Annotated in this window: 19 protein-coding genes; 18 read left to right on the plus strand and 1 reads right to left on the minus strand. The window is 63.0% G+C overall.

Annotated features, from left to right (window positions below; genetic code table 11):
* Nucleotides 1–69 precede the first annotated feature (69 nt).
* The 3 genes from rpoC to ACVWZ4_RS26435 all read left to right on the plus strand — a co-directional run bounded on the left by rpoC (nt 70) and on the right by ACVWZ4_RS26435 (nt 8,678).
* Complete coding sequence (gene rpoC / locus ACVWZ4_RS26425; RefSeq protein WP_456741509.1) at nt 70–4,266, plus strand: DNA-directed RNA polymerase subunit beta'; 4,197 nt, start codon at nt 70–72, stop codon at nt 4,264–4,266.
* Between the two features lie 191 nt (nt 4,267–4,457).
* Nucleotides 4,458–6,521, plus strand: coding sequence for an FAD-dependent oxidoreductase (locus tag ACVWZ4_RS26430; RefSeq protein ID WP_456704084.1), 2,064 nt, complete (start codon nt 4,458–4,460; stop codon nt 6,519–6,521).
* Nucleotides 6,522–6,656: 135 nt separating this feature from the next.
* Nucleotides 6,657–8,678, plus strand: a complete 2,022-nt coding sequence (locus ACVWZ4_RS26435) for an ABC transporter ATP-binding protein (RefSeq protein WP_456741510.1) — start codon at nt 6,657–6,659, stop codon at nt 8,676–8,678.
* Here the strand turns inward: ACVWZ4_RS26435 and ACVWZ4_RS26440 are convergent.
* On the minus strand, nt 8,594–9,844 hold the full coding sequence (locus ACVWZ4_RS26440; RefSeq protein WP_456741511.1) for an FAD-dependent oxidoreductase: 1,251 nt from the start codon (nt 9,842–9,844) through the stop codon (nt 8,594–8,596). The two genes, ACVWZ4_RS26435 and ACVWZ4_RS26440, sit on opposite strands and share 85 nt — an antisense overlap.
* A 662-nt stretch (nt 9,845–10,506) precedes the next feature.
* Here ACVWZ4_RS26440 and rpsL point away from each other — a divergent pair.
* The 15 genes from rpsL to rpsQ all read left to right on the plus strand — a co-directional run bounded on the left by rpsL (nt 10,507) and on the right by rpsQ (nt 19,982).
* Nucleotides 10,507–10,878: a 30S ribosomal protein S12 gene (gene rpsL, locus ACVWZ4_RS26445; RefSeq protein ID WP_007603006.1), complete on the plus strand. Its 372-nt coding sequence runs from the start codon at nt 10,507–10,509 to the stop codon at nt 10,876–10,878.
* 15 nt (nt 10,879–10,893) lie between these two features.
* Nucleotides 10,894–11,364 (plus strand): 30S ribosomal protein S7, encoded by a 471-nt coding sequence (gene rpsG / locus ACVWZ4_RS26450; RefSeq protein WP_092228463.1) that lies wholly within the window; start codon nt 10,894–10,896, stop codon nt 11,362–11,364.
* Nucleotides 11,365–11,397: 33 nt separating this feature from the next.
* Nucleotides 11,398–13,470, plus strand: a complete 2,073-nt coding sequence (gene fusA, locus ACVWZ4_RS26455; protein ID WP_128966832.1) for an elongation factor G — start codon at nt 11,398–11,400, stop codon at nt 13,468–13,470.
* Between the two features lie 40 nt (nt 13,471–13,510).
* On the plus strand, nt 13,511–14,701 hold the full coding sequence (tuf, locus tag ACVWZ4_RS26460) for an elongation factor Tu (RefSeq protein WP_092228461.1): 1,191 nt from the start codon (nt 13,511–13,513) through the stop codon (nt 14,699–14,701).
* A gap of 85 nt (nt 14,702–14,786) precedes the next feature.
* Nucleotides 14,787–15,095 carry a 30S ribosomal protein S10 gene (gene rpsJ, locus ACVWZ4_RS26465; RefSeq protein WP_002712302.1) on the plus strand — a complete coding sequence of 103 codons (309 nt, stop codon included), beginning with the start codon at nt 14,787–14,789 and terminating at the stop codon, nt 15,093–15,095.
* A 53-nt stretch (nt 15,096–15,148) separates the two neighbouring features.
* Complete coding sequence (gene rplC, locus ACVWZ4_RS26470) at nt 15,149–15,865, plus strand: 50S ribosomal protein L3 (RefSeq protein WP_092228460.1); 717 nt, start codon at nt 15,149–15,151, stop codon at nt 15,863–15,865.
* A 1-nt stretch (nt 15,866) separates the two neighbouring features.
* On the plus strand, nt 15,867–16,487 hold the full coding sequence (gene rplD / locus ACVWZ4_RS26475; RefSeq protein ID WP_011088150.1) for a 50S ribosomal protein L4: 621 nt from the start codon (nt 15,867–15,869) through the stop codon (nt 16,485–16,487).
* Nucleotides 16,484–16,786 (plus strand): 50S ribosomal protein L23, encoded by a 303-nt coding sequence (locus tag ACVWZ4_RS26480; RefSeq protein WP_027535292.1) that lies wholly within the window; start codon nt 16,484–16,486, stop codon nt 16,784–16,786. Before rplD ends, ACVWZ4_RS26480 begins: the two co-directional genes overlap by 4 nt.
* Nucleotides 16,787–16,798: 12 nt before the next feature.
* The gene (gene rplB / locus ACVWZ4_RS26485) at nt 16,799–17,632 is read left to right on the plus strand and encodes a 50S ribosomal protein L2 (protein ID WP_456790385.1); all 834 of its coding nucleotides are present in this window, start codon (nt 16,799–16,801) and stop codon (nt 17,630–17,632) included.
* Nucleotides 17,633–17,644: 12 nt separating this feature from the next.
* Complete coding sequence (gene rpsS, locus ACVWZ4_RS26490; RefSeq protein WP_008136357.1) at nt 17,645–17,923, plus strand: 30S ribosomal protein S19; 279 nt, start codon at nt 17,645–17,647, stop codon at nt 17,921–17,923.
* A 10-nt stretch (nt 17,924–17,933) separates the two neighbouring features.
* Nucleotides 17,934–18,320, plus strand: a complete 387-nt coding sequence (gene rplV / locus ACVWZ4_RS26495) for a 50S ribosomal protein L22 (protein ID WP_092228458.1) — start codon at nt 17,934–17,936, stop codon at nt 18,318–18,320.
* Nucleotides 18,321–18,338: 18 nt separating this feature from the next.
* Nucleotides 18,339–19,064, plus strand: a complete 726-nt coding sequence (gene rpsC / locus ACVWZ4_RS26500) for a 30S ribosomal protein S3 (protein WP_092294149.1) — start codon at nt 18,339–18,341, stop codon at nt 19,062–19,064.
* A gap of 30 nt (nt 19,065–19,094) precedes the next feature.
* Nucleotides 19,095–19,508, plus strand: a complete 414-nt coding sequence (rplP, locus tag ACVWZ4_RS26505; protein ID WP_027535296.1) for a 50S ribosomal protein L16 — start codon at nt 19,095–19,097, stop codon at nt 19,506–19,508.
* Nucleotides 19,509–19,513: 5 nt separating this feature from the next.
* Nucleotides 19,514–19,720 (plus strand): 50S ribosomal protein L29, encoded by a 207-nt coding sequence (gene rpmC / locus ACVWZ4_RS26510; protein ID WP_026202715.1) that lies wholly within the window; start codon nt 19,514–19,516, stop codon nt 19,718–19,720.
* Nucleotides 19,721–19,733: 13 nt separating this feature from the next.
* Nucleotides 19,734–19,982: a 30S ribosomal protein S17 gene (rpsQ, locus tag ACVWZ4_RS26515; RefSeq protein WP_212301601.1), complete on the plus strand. Its 249-nt coding sequence runs from the start codon at nt 19,734–19,736 to the stop codon at nt 19,980–19,982.
* The last annotated feature ends 11 nt before the right edge of the window (nt 19,983–19,993 follow it).

Genomic DNA, 19,993 nt, shown 5'->3' on the forward strand with positions numbered 1-19,993 from the left:
GGCTGGGCGCCCCGCTCGAGTGATTTTCGAATTTGCGGCCGGAGGCGACCGGTACGCGAGGAGAAGACGATGAACCAAGAAATTATGAATCTCTTTAACCCGACGACGCCGGCGCAGGTCTTCGACCAGATCCGGATCTCGATCGCGTCTCCAGAGAAGATTCTGTCCTGGTCCTACGGCGAGATCAAGAAGCCGGAGACCATCAACTACCGTACCTTCAAGCCCGAGCGCGACGGCCTGTTCTGCGCCCGCATCTTCGGGCCGATCAAGGACTACGAGTGCTTGTGCGGCAAGTACAAGCGCATGAAGTACAAGGGCATCATCTGCGAGAAGTGCTCGGTCGAGGTCACGCTGTCGCGCGTCCGGCGCGAGCGCATGGGCCATATCGAGCTCGCGGCCCCGGTCGCCCACATCTGGTTCTTGAAGTCGCTGCCTTCGCGCATCGGCTTGCTGCTGGACATGACGCTGAAGGATCTCGAACGGATCCTCTACTTCGAATATTACGTCGTTCTCGAGCCGGGCCTGACCGCGCTGAAGGACCGTCAGCTGCTGTCGGAAGACGAATATCTGAAGGCGCAGGACGAGTACGGCCAGGATTCCTTCACCGCGATGATCGGCGCCGAGGCGATCCGCGAGCTGCTCAAGGGCATGGACCTCGAGAAGCTCGAGCTGACCTTGCGTGCGGAAATGCAGGAGACCGACTCCGACATCAAGCACAAGAAGCTCGCCAAGCGCCTGAAGATCGTGGAAGCGTTCCGCCACTCCGGCAACAAGCCGGAATGGATGATCCTGACCGTCGTTCCCGTGATCCCGCCGGACCTGCGTCCGCTGGTGCCGCTGGACGGCGGCCGCTTCGCGACCTCGGACCTCAACGACCTCTATCGCCGCGTCATCAACCGCAACAACCGCTTGAAGCGGCTGATGGAGCTGCGTGCGCCTGACATCATCATCCGCAACGAGAAGCGCATGCTTCAGGAAGCGGTCGATGCGCTGTTCGACAACGGCCGTCGCGGCCGCGTCATCACGGGTGCCAACAAGCGCCCGCTGAAGTCGCTCGCCGACATGTTGAAGGGCAAGCAGGGCCGTTTCCGCCAGAACCTGCTCGGCAAGCGCGTCGACTATTCGGGCCGTTCGGTGATCGTGGTCGGTCCCGAGCTGCGCCTGCATCAGTGCGGTCTGCCGAAGAAGATGGCGCTCGAGCTGTTCAAGCCGTTCATCTATTCGCGGCTTGACGCCAAGGGCCTGTCCACCACCGTCAAGCAGGCCAAGAAGCTGGTCGAGAAGGAGCGGCCCGAGGTCTGGGACATCCTTGACGAGGTGATCCGCGAGCATCCCGTGCTGCTCAACCGCGCGCCGACGCTGCATCGTCTGGGCATCCAGGCGTTCGAGCCGGTGCTGATCGAGGGCAAGGCGATCCAGCTTCACCCGCTGGTCTGCTCGGCGTTCAACGCCGACTTCGATGGTGACCAGATGGCCGTGCACGTCCCGCTGTCGCTCGAAGCGCAGCTGGAAGCGCGCGTGCTGATGATGTCGACCAACAACATCCTGCATCCCGCGAACGGTCAGCCGATCATCGTGCCGTCGCAGGACATCGTCCTGGGTCTCTACTACGTCTCGATCATGCGCGAAGGCCTGCCCGGCGAGGGCAAGCTGTTCGGCGAGATGGCCGAGCTCGAGCACGCCCTGCATGCGAAGGTCATCCACCTCCACACCAAGATCAAGTATCGCTGGGAAGGCATGGACGAGACCGGCAAGGTCTCCAAGCGCTGGATCGAGACCACCGCCGGCCGCGTCATGCTCGGCAATCTGCTGCCGCGCAACCCGCGCATCTCGTACGAGATCATCAACAAGCTGATGACCAAGCGCGAGATCTCGGGCGTCATCGATCAGGTCTACCGCCACTGCGGCCAGAAGGAGACCGTGATCTTCTGCGACCGCATCATGGCGCTCGGCTTCTACAACGCGTTCAAGGCCGGCATCTCGTTCGGCAAGGACGACATGGTCGTGCCGAACTCCAAGTGGAAGATCGTCGACACCACGCGTACGCTGGCGAAGGATTTCGAGCAGCAGTACAACGACGGCCTGATCACGCATGGCGAGAAGTACAACAAGGTCGTCGACGCCTGGTCGAAGGCCACGGAAGAAATCGCCAAGGCGATGATGAAGGAGATCTCCTCCACCAAGAAGACGGCGGCCGGCGCCGATGCCGACATCAATTCGATCTACATGATGGCTCATTCCGGCGCCCGCGGTTCGCCGGCCCAGATGCGCCAGCTCGCCGGCATGCGCGGCCTGATGGCCAAGCCGTCGGGTGAGATCATCGAGACGCCGATCATCTCGAACTTCAAGGAGGGCCTCTCGGTTCTCGAGTACTTCAACTCGACCCACGGCGCCCGTAAGGGCCTCGCGGACACCGCGTTGAAGACCGCGAACTCCGGCTACCTGACCCGTCGTCTGGTCGACGTCGCGCAGGATTGCATCATCACGCAGTCCGACTGCGGCACCAAGCTCGGCATCAAGATGCGCGCCATCGTCGATGCCGGCACCGTGGTCGCTTCGCTCGGTTCGCGCATCCTCGGACGCACGGCCTGCGAAGACGTGCGCGACAGCTCGGGCAAGGTGATCATCAAGCGCGACACGCTGATGGAAGAGAGCCATCTGGACGCCATTCAGCAGGGTGGTGTGCAGGAGGTGAAGATCCGCTCGGCGCTGACCTGCGAACTCGTCAACGGCATCTGCGGCAAGTGCTACGGCCGCGACCTCGCCCGCGGCACGCCGGTCAACCACGGCGAAGCGGTCGGCGTCATCGCGGCGCAGTCGATCGGCGAGCCGGGCACGCAGCTCACCATGCGTACCTTCCACATCGGCGGCGCGGCGCAGCTCAACGAGCAGTCTTTCGTCGAAGCCAATTTCGACGGCAAGATCGTGATCCGGAACAAGGCCATCGCCCGCAACAGCGAAGGTCATTTGGTCGCGATGGTGCGCAACATGGTGGTGGCGGTGGTCGATGCCGACGGCACCGAGCGTGCGACGCACCGTATTCAGTACGGCTCGCGCCTGCATGTCGATGAAGGCGACATGGTCAAGCGCGGCCAGCGCATCGTCGAGTGGGACCCGTACACCCGTCCGCTCCTCACCGAAGTGGAAGGCACCATCGGGTTCGAGGATCTGGTCGAGGGCCAGTCGATCTCGGAAACGCTGGACGAGGCGACCGGTATCGCCAAGCGCGTCGTCATCGATTGGCGCTCGACCCGCGGCGGCTCGGACCTGCGTCCGGCCATCGTGGTGAAGGGCAAGGACGGCAAGGTGCTCAAGCTCGCCCGTGGCGGCGATGCCCGCTACATGCTGTCGGTCGACGCCATTCTCTCGGTCGACGTCGGAGCCAAGGTCAACCCGGGCGACATCCTCGCCCGTGTCTCGACCGAGAGCGCCAAGACGCGTGACATCACCGGCGGTCTGCCGCGGGTGGCGGAACTGTTCGAGGCACGGCGTCCGAAGGATGCGGCGATCATCGCCGAGATCGCGGGCACCATCCGGTTCGGGCGCGACTACAAGAACAAGCGTCGCATCTCGATCGAGCCGCTGGACAAGACCGACGAGGCGCGCGAGTACCTGATCCCGAAGGGCAAGCACATCCACCTTCAGGACGGAGACGTCGTCGAAAAGGGCGACTTCATCGTGGAAGGCAACCCGGCGCCGCACGACATCCTTGCGGTCAAGGGCATCGAGGAGCTCGCGGCCTATCTGGTCAATGAAATCCAGGAGGTCTACCGGCTCCAGGGCGTGCTCATCAACGACAAGCACATCGAGGTGATTGTCCGTCAGATGCTCCAGAAGGTGGAAGTCACCGATCAGGGCGACACGGACATGATCTCCGGCGAGCAGGTCGACAAGATCGAGTTCGACGCGCTGAACATGAAGGCCAAGGAAGAGGGCAAGAAGCCCGCCACGGGAACGCCGGTTCTGCTCGGCATCACCAAGGCGAGCCTGCAGACCCGCTCGTTCTTCTCGGCGGCCTCGTTCCAGGAGACCACCCGCGTCCTCACGGAAGCGGCGGTCAACGGCAAGGTCGATCCGCTCGAAGGCCTCAAGGAGAACGTCATCGTCGGCCGGCTGATCCCGGCGGGCACCGGCGCCTCCATGGCCAAGATCCGCGAAGTCGCCATGAAGCGCGACAAGCTGATTCTCGACGAGCGCGAGAAGCAGGCGGCCGTCGTGTCGCCCGCTCCGGAAGCCGAGCTTCCTGCGCTGCCGCCCGCGGAATAGTGCTTCATCCGTAAGAATACGAGGATAACGAAAAGGCCGGCGAAAGCCGGCCTTTTTGCTGCTTTGTTTGCCTGTTGCGATGCGGGATCAACCTTTGTTCATCTTTCCTTCAGGCGCAAAAGTGCTTCTGCTAAGGGAGCTTAGACCGGTGGTCCCGTGACGGGGGCAGGGCCGGAGACCACGGAACTCACATGCTTGATCTCGCAATCGTAGGCGGCGGCCCCGGCGGGCTGATGAGCGCCTGGTACTTGAAGCGTAAGCTCGGCGACCTCTGTCGCATCACCATCTTCGAGGCCTCCGATCGCCTCGGCGGCAAGATCGTCACGCGCAAATTCGATTCCGCGCCGGCGATGTACGAGGCCGGCGTCGCGGAGATCTACGACTATTCGATGACGGGTCCTGATCCGCTGCGCGAGCTGATCCAGCATTTCGGCCTGCAGACGATTCCGATGGACGCCGAGCAGGTGCAGTTCGGCGGCGAGTTGCTCGACGACGTCGCCGGCATGCGCCGCAAATACGGCGCCAAGACCGCGGATGCGATCGAGCAGTTCCGCAAGCGTTGCGCCGAGCAGATGTCGCCGATCGAATATTACGAAGGCGTCGGCGCGCACGACAACGAGAACCCCTGGGCCTACAAGACCGCCGAGCAGGTGCTCGACGAAGAGGTCGAGGACGAGACCGCAAAGCGCTTCTTCAAGGTGATGGCGCGCTCCGACATCGCGACCGAAAGCCACAACACCAATGGCCTCAACGCGCTCAAGAACTACCTGATGGATGTCGATGGCTATATCGGCCTCTATTCCATCCAGAACGGCAACGAGCAGCTGGTCGAATGCCTGCAGTCGGAGGTCAGCGCCGACATCCAGCTCAATCACCGCGTGCTCACCGTCGGCAAGGCGCCGACCGGCCGCTATCAGCTGAAGATGATGAACGGCAAGGGGCCGGAGACGCGCGACTTCGATCTCGTGCTGATGTGCCTGCCGCACTCCTGGCTCTCGACGATGGGGTGGGAAGGCGAGCAGCTGCGCAAGTCCATGGTCAAGCACGTCTCGTATTTCGATCGCCCCGCGCATTATCTGCGCGTCTCGATCCTGTTCGACGCTCCGTTCTGGGGCGACAAGATTCCAGGCGCCTGGTTCATGTCGGAAGCTTTCGGCGGCTGCTGCGTCTACAATGAGGGCGCGCGTCACGACGTCGGCAGGTACGGCGTCCTGAACTGGCTGATTCCCGGCTCCGATGCGCTGGCGTTCGCAAATCTGTCGGACCAGGAGCTGATCGACGCCGCGCTGAAGTCGCTGCCGGCCTCGCTTGGGGATGCGCGTGCGCATTTCATGGAAGGCAAAATCCACCGTTGGCTGTCGTCAGTGAATGCGATTCCTGGCGGCCTGCCCGTTCGCGATGTCATGTCCAATCATCGACCCGAGCCGAAGGAGCATCCCGGTATCGTGGTGGTAGGCGACTATCTGTTCGATTCCACGCTGAACGGTCTCCTCGACTCCTCGGATGCGGCGACCGACATCATTCTGACCGAGATGATGCGGCTGCGCCGCGCGCGTGCGCAGGAGGATGGCGAGCCGGTTTCCGACAAGATCGACCGCGACTATTTCGAGAATTATCGCGGCCTCGGACCTTACGGCGAGGTGTGGAGGCAGTTCACAGATCCGGATTATCTGTCCAAGCTGATCACCATCGTCTGGGGCAAGGCCAAGGGCGCCAAGCTCCTGGTCGCGGGCTCCGCCAGCGGCGAGCTGGTAGGCGCATTGCGCGAGCGCGGCGTCGACGCCTGGGGCATCGAGAACAACCGTGCCATCCATGCCAAGACGCCGAAGGCGCTGAAGAAGTTCAACAAGCTCGGTTCGATCACCGACCTGCCGTTCAAGGACGGCACGTTCGACTACGTCTTCGAGACCAGCCTATGCCACGTTGCGCCCAGGCAGGTGGTTCGCGCGATCCGCGAGTTGAACCGTGTGGTCAAGACCGGCCTCGTGTTCGGCTCGATCACCTCGGACATGGCTTCGGCCGTGATCGACCGCTACGACCTGCTGCGCGGGGTCAAGAAGCTCGGCACCTGGTGGGAATGGTCGGAGCTGTTCTTCGGCAACGGCTTCGATCTGTCGATGCACCGCAAGGACTGCACCGACGCGCTATGGACTGCGACGCTCGCCGCCAACAAAGGGCCGGGCCAATGGTATGCCGACGCCGACAGCTTGCGTTACTCCTTCTTCGACAAGATCGAGGACGAAGACGAGGACTAACATCACCAGGCGCGGATGAATTCGCCAATTGCTTTGCCGAACTCGTCCTGATCGCATAGAATCGGCGGAGTAGCGGTGGTCCGCTATTTCCTGCTCTCTCTGCGGTCATGCCGGCCGTCAGCATCGGTTGGTTTCATGGCGTCCAGGCCCCTCTCTCCCGACAAACAGAAGCTCGCTGCGCAAGAGGCGGCCGAGCTCGAGGACAAGCTTGCGCCCGGCGCCGCGCCCGAGCTGCAAGACGACGAAGACGAGGATGACGACGAGCTTGAGCTCGATGACGATGATGATGAGGACCTCGTCGTCTTTACCGCCCGCGAAGCTGCCGGCGCGCTCGCGACGATCTTGGGATTCGTCAAGCCCTTCCTGTCCAACTACAAGCGCATCCTGGGTTATGTGGCGTTCGGCGTCCTGGTTGAGACACTGTTCAACGTCATCATGCCGCTCAGCCTGAAATACCTGATCGACGACGCGCTCGGCGAAGAGGATTTCCAGGCGCTGTACAAGATCCTCGGCGTGCTGGCGGCTGCCGGCATCTCAACCTCGATCGTCGCGGTCTGGTACGAGCGCTGGGATGCGCGGTTGGCGGCTTGCGTCATCACCGACGTCCGCAAGCGCCTGTTCGAGCATGTCCAGGACCTGCCGGCGGCTTATTTCGGCCGCACGAAGCGTGGCGAGATCCTGTCGCGCTTCTCGGTCGATCTCTCGGCCTTCGAAGGTTCGGTCAAGTCCTTCGTCAACAGCGCCGCGCTGCCGTTCTTTGAGTTGATCGCCGGCATCATCCTGATGCTATTCCTGAACTGGCAGCTCGCGGTGGTCGCGCTGCTGGTATTCCCGATCACGTTGATCGGCCCGCGCATCCTGACGCCGAAGGCGGTGCAGGCCAACTACGAGCAGAAGCTGAACGAGAGCGCGCTGCTCGGAATGGTGCAGGAGAACGTGGCGGCGCAGGCCGTGATCAAGGCGTTCAGCCTGCAACGCAAGATGTTCGGCTTCTTCACCTTCCGCAACGATGCGACCCGCGACAGGATTGCGGCAGCGGGGTTCCTGTCCACGATGGTGGAGCGGACGGTCACCATCTCCGTGCTGCTGTTGCACCTCGTCGTGCTCGCGATCGGCGCCTATCTCGCGACCAAGGGCCAGATCACCATCGGCACCTTCGTCACCTTCGAGAGCGCGTTCTGGGAGGTCTCCTACAACATCGCCCACGTGATGCATTTCATCCCGGTGTCGATCTCCTCGGCCGCCGCGATCCGTCACATCCAGGAGCTGCTCGACGAGCCGACGCGCGGGGCGGATCGTCCCGGCGCGCCCGATCTGCCGCGCATCACCCACGACATCACCTTCGAGCATGTTAGTTTCCAGTATGAAGGCGGCCAGACGCCGGTGCTGGACAATCTCAGCCTCAAGCTCGACGCCGGCAAGCGCATCGCCATCGTTGGTCCGTCAGGCTCCGGCAAGAGCACGCTGCTCAATCTGATCCTTCGCCTCTACGTGCCCGATGAGGGGCGCGTCACCATCGACGGTGTCGACGTCCGCAAGGTGACGCTGGATTCGCTGCGCCGGAGCATGGCGGTGGTGTTCCAGGAGAACATGCTGTTCAACATGTCGATCCGCGAGAACATCCGGCTCGGCAAGGAAGGCGCCACCGACGAGGAGGTGGAGGAGGCGGCCAAGAAGGCCGAGATTCACCGCTACATCATGGGCCTGCGGCAGCGCTACGACACCCCGGTCGGCGAACGCGGCGACACGCTGTCGGGCGGCCAGCGCCAGCGCATCGCGATCGCACGCGCGATCATCCGCAATCCCTCCGTGCTGCTGCTCGACGAAGCGACCTCGGCTCTGGACCAGACCACGGAGGCCGCGATCAACCGCACCTTGCTCAAGGTCGCCAAGGGTCGCACCATGATTTGGTCGACACATCGTCTGACCTCGGTGGTCGAGATGGACGAGATCATCGTGATCTCAGGGGGCAGGGCAATCGAGCGCGGCTCGCATGCCGAGCTGCTTGCCAGGAACGGTATCTATCGCAAGCTGTGGAACGACCAGATCCATCAGCCGCACGGCGCGACCGCTCAGGCCGACGATGACAGCGATGATGACGAAGACGCGGATGAGGACGACCTCGACGAGGATGATGAGGACGAGGACGAGGAGTGACCGAGGAAGTTCGGCTCCAGGTGGAACGCGCCTCCAAGCCTGCGCAGTAATCCCTGGGTCGACCACGCCATGAAGCGTGCCCAGCGCTGCGCGGTCCAGTAGGGGCTCGTCGCAATCGAGACCGAGCGGAAGTCGAAGGCTTTCGCGGCCGACCATTCATCACAGGCCCGCTTGACCGGGTCGGCATAGAAGGTGGCAATCTTGTCCGCATTCATCCCGTCGCTGGCGAGCCATTGCGGGATGTGGACGTTGCAGAGCCGCTCGATGTCGGTGAACACCTTGTCGCAGCCGGTGCCGGCGACCGGGCAGGAGGTGGCGAAAGCGTCGCCCGCCAGCACCACGCCCGGCTGACGGCCGGCGTCGTTCACGTAGAGATCGACCGGACGAACCTTCAACTCGCCGGGAATGTCGAAGGCGCCGGTGATGCGCTTCAGCCGCGGCAGCGCGGCGTTCAATGTCTCGGCCGGAGCGCGGCGCAGCTCGCGCAGCCAGGGATCGTCGAAGCCGCGATACACGAACAGATTGGCGCGCATCCGCGTGCCGATCGGAAACAGCGAGATGTAGGGGATGCGGTCGCTCGGCCGCTCCGAGAAATAGGTGAGCGCCGGGAAGTCGAACGCATTCCGCCCGGCCGGCACCACGTCGAAGCCGATCGAGATCGAATGGCAGGGGCTGATGACGTTCCTGATGATGCCGAGCTGGTGGCGCAGGCCGACATTCAGGCCGTTGGCGAGCAACACCAGGCGGGCCGAGATGGTCTCATCATTGGCGAGGGCTACCGTTTGCCGCTCGGCACTGGTCGCGACCGACACCGCCTTGGTCCAGATACGTCCGACCGTGTCGGGAATCTCGTCGCGGATCGCGTTAACAAGCGAATCGTAGAGGATGTTGAACTGTCGGCTCGGCGCCCTGTCGAGCATGTGGCCGAATCGCGCGATCCAGTTCTCGCCCGAGAAGGTCGCGCGACGCAGGACCGAGTCGGCGATTCCCGTTTGGTGGAATCGCTCGACCTGACCGTGACCGCTCAGCTTTTCGACGCGAAAATCGGCCGGATAGGTCTCATGCGGGTCGATCAGAATCGCTGAAATGCCGGCACGCCCGAGCATTGCGGCGGCGGTCGAGCCTGCTAGTCCTCCGCCAATGATGGCAATGTCGGTGTACCGCATGGCGCCTGTCTCTGCCGAAGGCGGCAGATTGACGCATCAAGAGGAAAAAAAGCCTTAGCGGCCGACATAAAAGTATATTTTATACGGGTGTTAATCGATGGAAGCTTGGCGGAGCCGGGATATCGTTCCCATATCGGGGAGGCGCGTCAGGGGACGACCGGGCAATTTCCGAAGCTGCCAGAAGCGCTTTGCGACTGTCGTTTCGCCTTGACTTGATCGATTCTCACTTATAGAAAGCGCCTCACTTAACGACAGGCGGTGAGCATTGCCAACGTCGGAACGGGCCACCCGTTGATCCCCAGGGGTCGCTAAGCGGGCACCAACCTCGACGAATGCCGCTCAAACGCTGTCGATAATAGCTAGGCAATGCCAGTGCGATTTTAGGCCTCTGGGGCGCGTTCTCCTGTGGTCGAATTCGGATGCATGACCTCAGTGCGCGGGCCGCGGCTTATGCTGATCGGCCTTAATACTGCGGTCCTCTGTGGCGTCGAAGCGCTTTCCACTCAGCAATGAGCGGTTGGCGCGATTTCGCTTTGTGTGGATTGTTCCGCGCGGGCGGGCCCGATCGAGCGGGTGGCTCGAGAGAATTTGCGGTCCCGGCAACGGGCCGCGGCAAGACAGCGGGCCTGCAAGGGGCCGCGATAACAAAGGGTAAGGCCAGGATGCCGACGATCAACCAGCTGATCGCTCAACCGCGTGAAGTGCAGAAGTCGCGCAAGAAGGTGCCGGCGCTGCAGCAGTCGCCGCAGAAGCGTGGTGTTTGCACGCGCGTCTACACCACGACCCCGAAGAAGCCGAACTCGGCGCTTCGTAAGGTCGCCAAGGTGCGTCTGACCAACGGTTTCGAGGTGATCGGCTACATCCCGGGTGAGGGCCATAACCTCCAGGAGCACTCGGTGGTCATGATCCGCGGCGGCCGCGTCAAGGATTTGCCCGGCGTGCGCTACCACATCCTCCGCGGCGTTCTGGATACTCAGGGCGTCAAGAACCGTAAGCAGCGTCGTTCGAAGTACGGCGCGAAGCGTCCGAAGTAAGCGGGAACCAGCTCCATGTCTCGTCGCCACTCAGCGGAAAAGCGCGAAGTTCTTCCCGATCCGAAGTTCGGGAACATCATCGTCACGAAATTCATGAACTCGGTGATGTACGCCGGCAAGAAGTCGGTCGCCGAAGGCATCGTCTACGGTGCATTCAGCCTCATCGAAGGCAAGACCAAGCAGAACCCGCTCGGCGTGTTCGAGCAGGCGCTCGAGAATGTCATGCCGACGATCGAAGTGCGCTCCCGCCGCGTCGGTGGCGCGACCTACCAGGTGCCGGTCGAAGTTCGCTCGACCCGCCGCCAGGCGCTGGGTATCCGCTGGCTAATCTCGGCCGCGCGCGAGCGTAACGAAAAGACGATGACGGAGCGTCTCTCGGCGGAGCTCCTGGATGCATCGAACAACCGTGGGAACGCCGTCAAGAAGCGCGAAGACGTGCACCGGATGGCGGAAGCCAACCGCGCCTTCTCGCACTATCGCTGGTAACGGCGAAACAAACGGACTCGCAAGGAACACCCCATGCCCCGCCAACATGCCATCGAGGACTACCGTAACTTCGGTATCATGGCGCATATCGACGCCGGTAAGACGACGACGACCGAGCGCATCCTCTACTACACCGGCAAGAGCCACAAGATCGGCGAAGTGCACGAAGGTGCCGCGACGATGGATTGGATGGAGCAGGAGCAGGAGCGCGGCATCACGATCACCTCGGCCGCGACCACTGCGTTCTGGGCCGGCAAGCGCCTGAACATCATCGACACCCCCGGCCACGTCGACTTCACCATCGAAGTCGAGCGTTCGCTGCGCGTGCTCGACGGTGCCGTCTGCGTGCTCGATTCGAACCAGGGTGTTGAGCCCCAGACCGAGACCGTCTGGCGCCAGGGCGACAAGTACAAGGTTCCCCGCATCGTTTTCGCCAACAAGATGGACAAGATCGGCGCCGACTTCTTCAAGTGTCTGGCCGACATCGTTGACCGTCTGGGTGCCAAGCCCGTCGCGATCCAGCTTCCGATCGGTGCCGAGAACAACTTCAAGGGTCTCGTCGACCTCGTGAAGATGAAGGGCGTTGTCTGGAACGACGAGTCGCTCGGCGCGAAGTTCGACTATGTCGACATTCCCGAAGACCTCGTCGACCAGGCCAAGGAATACCGCGAGAAGATGGTGGAAGCCGCCGTCGAGCTCGACGACGACGCCATGGCCGCTTACCTCGACGGCAAGGAGCCGGACGAGGCGACCCTGAAGCGCCTGATCCGCAAGGCGGTGCTGACCGGCGCGTTCTATCCCGTGCTGTGCGGCTCGGCCTTCAAGAACAAGGGCGTGCAGCCGCTGCTCGACGCCGTCGTCGACTACCTGCCGTCGCCGCTCGACGTGCCTGCGATCAAGGGCACCGACGACAAGGGCAACGAAGTCGTGCGCAAGGCGGACGACAAGGAGCCGCTGGCGCTGCTCGCGTTCAAGATCATGGACGACCCGTTCGTCGGCACCATCACCTTCTGCCGCATCTACTCCGGCGTTCTCCAGAGCGGCACCGGCGTCGTGAACTCGACCCGTGAGAAGAAGGAGCGCATCGGGCGCATGCTCTTGATGCATGCGAACAACCGCGAAGACATCAAGGAAGCCTATGCCGGCGACATCGTCGCTCTGGCTGGCCTGAAGGAAGCGCGCACCGGCGACACGCTGTGCGATCCCGACAAGCAGGTGATCCTGGAAAAGATGGAATTCCCCGAGCCGGTCATCGAGATCGCGATCGAGCCGAAGTCCAAGGCCGACCAGGAGAAGCTGGGCGTGGCGCTGGCCAAGCTCGCCGCGGAGGATCCGTCCTTCCGCGTGTCGACCGACCACGAGTCCGGCCAGACCATCCTGAAGGGCATGGGCGAACTCCACCTCGACATCAAGGTCGACATCCTCAAGCGCACCTACAAGGTCGACGCCAACATCGGCGCACCGCAGGTGGCGTTCCGGGAGCGTGTCACCAAGCGCGTCGAGCATAGCTACACCCACAAGAAGCAGACCGGCGGTACCGGCCAGTTCGCTGCGGTGTCGTTCATCGTCGAGCCGAACGAGCCCGGCAAGGGCTACGAGTTCGAATCGAAGATCGTCGGCGGCGCCGTGCCGAAGGAATACATCCCCGGCGTCGAAAAGGGCCTCGAGAGCGTGCTGTCGTCCGGCGTGGTCGCGGGCTTCCCCGTGGTCGACGTCAAGGTGCAGCTCGTCGACGGCAAGTATCACGACGTCGACTCGTCGGCACTCGCCTTCGAAATCGCCTCGCGCGCCTGCTTCCGCGAAGCGCTCCAGATGGGCAAGTCCGTCCTGCTCGAGCCGATCATGAAGGTCGAAGTGGTGACCCCGGAAGACTACACCGGTTCGGTCATCGGCGACCTGAATTCCCGGCGCGGTCAGATCCAGGGGCAGGACATGCGCGGCAACGCCAACGTCATCAACGCGATGGTGCCGCTCATGAACATGTTCGGGTACGTGAATAATCTGCGCTCGATGAGCCAGGGTCGCGCCACCTTCACCATGCAGTTCGACCACTACGCAGAAGCGCCGGCCAACGTGTCGGCAGAAGTCCAGAAGAAGTTTGCCTGATTGTCGTCGGTCACGAACTGACGATTGAACGGAGAGTCAAATGGCCAAAGCTAAGTTTGAACGTACCAAGCCGCACTGCAACATCGGTACCATCGGTCACGTCGACCATGGCAAGACGTCGCTGACCGCGGCGATCACCAAGGTTCTCGCCGAAGCCGGCGGTGCGACGTTCACCGCGTACGACCAGATCGACAAGGCGCCGGAAGAGAAGGCGCGCGGCATCACCATCTCGACCGCGCACGTCGAGTACGAGACGCCGAACCGCCACTACGCGCACGTCGACTGCCCCGGCCACGCCGACTACGTGAAGAACATGATCACCGGCGCTGCCCAGATGGACGGTGCGATCCTGGTCGTGTCGGCTGCTGACGGCCCGATGCCGCAGACCCGCGAGCACATCCTGCTCGCCCGCCAGGTCGGCGTGCCCGCGCTCGTCGTGTTCCTCAACAAGTGCGACATGGTCGACGATCCGGAGCTCCTCGAGCTCGTCGAGCTCGAAGTCCGCGAGCTGCTCTCGAAGTATGAATTCCCGGGCGACAAGATTCCGATCATCAAGGGTTCGGCTCTCGCCGCTCTCGAAGATTCGGACAAGAAGCTCGGCCACGACGCCATCATCGAGCTGATGAAGAACGTCGACAGCTATATCCCGCAGCCGGAGCGTCCGATCGACCAGCCGTTCCTGATGCCGGTTGAAGACGTGTTCTCGATCTCGGGCCGCGGCACCGTCGTGACCGGCCGTGTTGAGCGCGGTATCGTCAAGGTCGGCGAGGAAATCGAGATCGTCGGTCTCCGCGCCACCCAGAAGACCACCGTCACCGGCGTCGAAATGTTCCGCAAGCTGCTCGATCAGGGCCAGGCCGGCGACAACATCGGTGCGCTGCTCCGCGGTACCAAGCGCGAGGACGTCGAGCGCGGCCAGGTTCTGGCCAAGCCGGGTTCGGTCAAGCCGCACACCAAGTTCAAGGCCGAGGCTTACATCCTCACCAAGGAAGAGGGCGGTCGCCACACCCCGTTCTTCACCAACTACCGTCCGCAGTTCTACTTCCGCACCACCGACGTGACCGGTGTCGTGCACCTGCCGGAAGGCACCGAGATGGTGATGCCGGGCGACAACATCGCGATGGAAGTGCACCTGATCGTGCCGATCGCGATGGAAGAGAAGCTCCGCTTCGCGATCCGCGAAGGTGGCCGCACCGTCGGTGCCGGCGTCGTCGCTTCGATCATCGAGTAATCACGCGAATAGGGAATGGCGGGTGGCGAGTGGATGAAATCCATTCGCTGTTCGCTACTCGCCACTCACTAAGAAAGACACGGCAATGAACGGCCAGAATATTCGCATCCGTCTCAAGGCGTTCGACCATCGTATCCTCGATACGTCGACCCGGGAGATCGTGAACACGGCGAAGCGCACCGGTGCGCAGGTCCGCGGACCCATTCCGCTGCCCACCCGCATCGAGAAGTTCACCGTCAACCGTTCGCCCCACGTCGACAAGAAGAGCCGCGAACAGTTCGAGATGCGCACTCACAAGCGTCTGCTCGACATCGTCGATCCGACCCCGCAGACCGTCGATGCTTTGATGAAGCTCGACCTGGCCGCCGGTGTCGACGTCGAGATCAAGCTCTAAGATTTTTGGATCACGTTCGCCACTAGCGGACAGAAAGAACAGGAAGCACGCCGATGCGCTCCGGAGTGATCGCACAAAAGGTCGGGATGACGCGGGTCTTTACAGAGGCCGGCGAGCACATCCCCGTGACCGTGCTGAAGCTCGGCAATTGCCAGGTCGTAGGCCACCGCACTGAAGAGAAGAACGGTTATGTTGCGCTCCAGCTTGGTTCTGGCAGCCGCAAGACCGTGTACATGCCCAAGGCAGAGCGCGGCCAGTTCGCGGTCGCCAAGGTCGAGCCGAAGCGGCAGGTCGAGGAATTCCGCGTCTCCGCGGATGCCATGATCCCCGTGGGCGCCGAGATTCTCGCCGACCACTTCGTCGTGGGCCAGTTCGTCGACGTCACCGGCACCTCGGTCGGTAAGGGCTTCGCCGGCGGTATGAAGCGCTGGAACTTCGGTGGTCTGCGCGCGACGCACGGCGTGTCGATCTCGCATCGTTCGATCGGCTCGACCGGTGGTCGTCAGGACCCCGGCAAGACCTGGAAGAACAAGAAGATGCCCGGCCACATGGGTGTCGACCGCATCACCACGCTCAACCTCCGCGTTGTTCAGCTCGACGTCGAGCGTGGCCTGATCCTCGTCGAAGGCGCCGTTCCCGGCTCCAAGGGCGGCTGGATCCGCGTGCGCGACGCCGTCAAGAAGCCGCTGCCGAAGGAAGCTCCGAAGCCCGGCAAGTTCAAGGTTGCGGGCGGCGAAGCCGAAGCCGCGGCCCAGCAAGAGGGTGCGTGAGATGGAATTGAAGGTCACCACCCTCGAGGGCAAGGAAGCGGGCTCGGTCCAGCTGTCCGACGCCATTTTCGGCCTTGAGCCGCGCCAGGACATCATTGCGCGTTGCGTGCAGTGGCAGCTGAACAAGCGTCAGGCCGGCACGCACAAGGCCAAGGGCCGCGCCGAGATCTGGCGCACCGGCAAGAAGATGTACAAGCAGAAGGGCACCGGCGGTGCTCGTCACGGCTCGGCCCGCGTGCCGCAGTTCCGCGGCGGCGGTCGTGCCTTCGGTCCGGTCGTGCGTTCGCACGCCACCGACCTGCCGAAGAAGGTCCGCGCGCTTGCTCTCAAGCATGCGCTGTCGGCCAAGGCCAAGGACGGCGATCTGCTCGTGATCGACAAGGCCGCGCTGGAAGCCGCCAAGACCAAGGCGTTGCTCGGTCATTTCTCGGGCCTCGGGCTGACCAACGCGCTGATCATCGACGGGGCCGAGCTCAACAACGGATTTGCCGCCGCGGCCCGCAACATCCCCAACATGGATGTGCTGCCGATCCAGGGCATCAACGTCTATGACATCCTGCGCCGTCAGAAGCTGGTTCTGACCAAGGCCGCCATCGATGCGCTGGAGGCGCGCTTCAAATGACGAAGAACATCGAGGCTCGCCATTACGACGTGATCGTCGCCCCTGTTGTCACCGAAAAGGCGACGCTGGCGTCCGAGCACAACAAGGTCCTGTTCAAGGTGGCCGCCAAGGCGACCAAGCCGCAGATCAAGGAAGCGATCGAGAAGCTGTTTGACGTCAAGGTCAAGAGCGTCAACACGCTGGTCCGCAAGGGCAAGACCAAGGTCTTCCGCGGCAATCTCGGCTCGCAGTCGAACACCAAGCGCGCGATCGTGACCCTCGAAGAGGGCCACCGGATCGACGTCACCACCGGTCTGTAAGGTCGTACGACGATGGCACTGAAGACATTCAATCCCGCGACGCCGGGCCAGCGCCAGCTGGTCATGGTCGATCGTTCGGCGCTCTACAAGGGCAAGCCGGTCAAGGCGCTCACCGAAGGCAAGAAGTCCTCGGGCGGCCGCAACAACACCGGTCGCATCACCGTGCGCTTCCGCGGCGGTGGCCACAAGCAGACGCTGCGTACCGTCGACTTCAAGCGCGAGAAGATCGACGTTCCCGCTGTTGTCGAGCGGCTGGAATACGATCCGAACCGCACCGGCTTCATCGCGCTGATCAAGTATCAGGACGGCGAGCAGGCCTACATCCTGGCGCCGCAGCGCCTGGCGGTGGGTGACACCATCGTCGCCGGCAACTATGTCGACGTGAAGCCGGGCAACGTCATGCCGCTCGGCAACATGCCGGTCGGCACGATCATCCACAACATCGAGGTCAAGATCGGGAAGGGCGGTCAGCTCGCTCGCTCGGCTGGTACCTACGCCCAGCTCGTCGGCCGCGATCAGGACTACGTCATCATCCGCCTGAACTCGGGCGAGCAGCGCCTGGTGCACGGCCGTTGCCGCGGCACGATCGGTGCGGTGTCGAACCCGGATCACATGAACACCTCGATCGGCAAGGCCGGTCGCAAGCGTTGGATGGGCCGTCGCCCGCACAACCGCGGTGTTGCCATGAACCCGATCGACCATCCGCACGGCGGTGGTGAAGGTCGTACCTCGGGCGGTCGTCACCCGGTCACTCCGTGGGGCAAGCCGACCAAGGGCAAGAAGACCCGTACCAACAAGTCGACCAACAAATTCATTCTCCTAAGCCGCCACAAGCGGAAGAAGTAAGGAACGACGGACATGGTTCGTTCAGTCTGGAAAGGCCCGTTCGTCGAGGGTTCTCTGCTCAAGAAGGCAGATGCCGCGCGCGCGTCCGGCCGTCACGACGTCATCAAGATCTGGAGCCGTCGCTCGACGATCCTGCCGCAGTTCGTGGGCCTGACCTTCGGCGTCTACAATGGTCAGAAGCACGTGCCGGTGGCCGTCAACGAGGAAATGGTCGGTCACAAGTTCGGCGAGTTCTCGCCGACCCGGACCTTCCATGGCCACTCCGGCGACAAGAAAGCCAAGAAGGCTTGAGGATTAAACGATGAGCAAACCTAAGCGCGAACGGAGCCTCGCCGAGAACGAGGCCAAGGCGGTCGCCCGGATGCTGCGGGTGAGCCCGCAGAAGCTCAACCTGGTCGCCCAGCTCATTCGCGGCCGGAAGGCTTCCGCCGCGCTCGCCGACCTGCAGTTTTCGCGCAAGCGGATCGCGGTCGACGTGAAGAAGTGCCTGGAATCGGCTATCGCCAATGCCGAGAACAACCACGACCTCGACGTCGATGATCTCGTCGTGTCGCAGGCCTTCGTCGGCAATGGTCTCGTGATGAAGCGCTTTGCTGCTCGCGGCCGTGGTCGGTCGGGCCGTGTCTACAAACCATTTTCGCAGCTGACGATCATCGTTCGTCAGGTCGAAGCCGAAGCAGCGGCCTAAGGGACGCAGGAGAACACGATGGGTCAAAAGATCAATCCGATCGGTCTGCGCCTCGGCATCAACCGGACCTGGGATTCGCGCTGGTTCGCCGGCAAGCAGGAATACGGCAAGCTGCTGCATGAGGACGTCAAGATCCGTGAGATCCTGCACAAGGAGCTCAAGCAGGCGGCCGTCGCCCGCATCGTGATCGAGCGTCCGCACAAGAAGTGCCGCGTCACCATCCACTCGGCTCGCCCGGGCGTGGTGATCGGCAAGAAGGGCGCCGATATCGACAAGCTGCGCAAGAAGGTCGCGGACATCACCTCGTCGGACGTCGTCATCAACATCGTCGAAATCCGCAAGCCGGAGCTCGATGCGACGCTGGTGGCCGAATCGATCGCGCAGCAGCTCGAGCGGCGCGTCGCGTTCCGCCGCGCCATGAAGCGCGCCGTTCAGTCGGCGATGCGTCTCGGCGCGGAAGGCATCCGCATCAACTGCTCGGGTCGCCTGGGCGGTGCGGAAATCGCGCGCATGGAGTGGTACCGCGAAGGTCGCGTGCCGCTGCACACGCTGCGCGCGGACATCGACTACGGCGTTGCGACCGCGTTCACGACCTTCGGCACTTGCGGTGTCAAGGTCTGGATCTTCAAGGGCGAGATCCTCGAGCACGATCCGATGGCCCAGGACAAGAGAATGGCCGAAGGCGAGACGGGCGGTAGCAGCGATCGTGGTGGCCGTCAGCGCCGCGATACGGCTGCGGCCTGATCCAGCACAGGAATTTGAGGGCTTAAAGCCATGATGCAACCTAAGAAAACGAAGTTCCGGAAGGCGCATAAGGGCCGCATTCACGGCGTTGCGACTTCGGGCGCGACGTTGGCGTTCGGCCAGTTCGGCCTGAAGGCGACCGAGCCGGAGCGCGTCACCGCGCGCCAGATCGAAGCCGCCCGCCGCGCGCTGACCCGCCACATGAAGCGCGCCGGCCGCGTCTGGATCCGCGTATTCCCGGACGTTCCGGTGTCGAAGAAGCCGGCCGAAGTCCGCATGGGCTCCGGCAAGGGTTCGCCGGAACTGTGGGTCGCCCGCGTCAAGCCGGGCCGGGTGCTGTTCGAGATCGACGGCGTCAACACCCAGACGGCGCGTGAAGCGCTGACCCTGGCGGCCGCCAAGCTGCCGATCAAGACGCGCTTCGTCGAGCGCATTGCGGAGTAACGGCCATGGCCCAGATGAAGATCGAAGACATCCGCGCGATGAGCCCCGACCAGCAGGACGACGCCGTCCTGAACCTCAAGAAGGAGCGCTTCAACCTGCGCTTCCAGCGTGCCACCGGGCAGCTCGAGAACACCTCGCGCCTGCGCGAGGCTCGCCGTGACATTGCCCGGATCAAGACCGTCGCCGCGCAGACGCGCGCCAAGAAGAAGTAAGGGGCTAACGGATATGCCGAAACGTACTTTGCAAGGCGTGGTCGTCAGCGACAAGACTGCCAAGACCGTCGTGGTGCGCGTTGACCGCCGCTTCACGCATCCGATCTACAAGAAGACGATCCGCCGTTCGAAGAACTACCACGCGCACGACGAGAACAACGAGTTCAAGCCGGGCGACATGGTGTGGATCGAGGAATCGAAGCCGATTTCGAAGTTGAAGTCCTGGATCGTGATCCGGGGTGAGCACAAGAAAACCGCCTGATCTGTCGGCCT

This window comes from Bradyrhizobium sp. USDA 4472 (assembly GCF_054058595.1).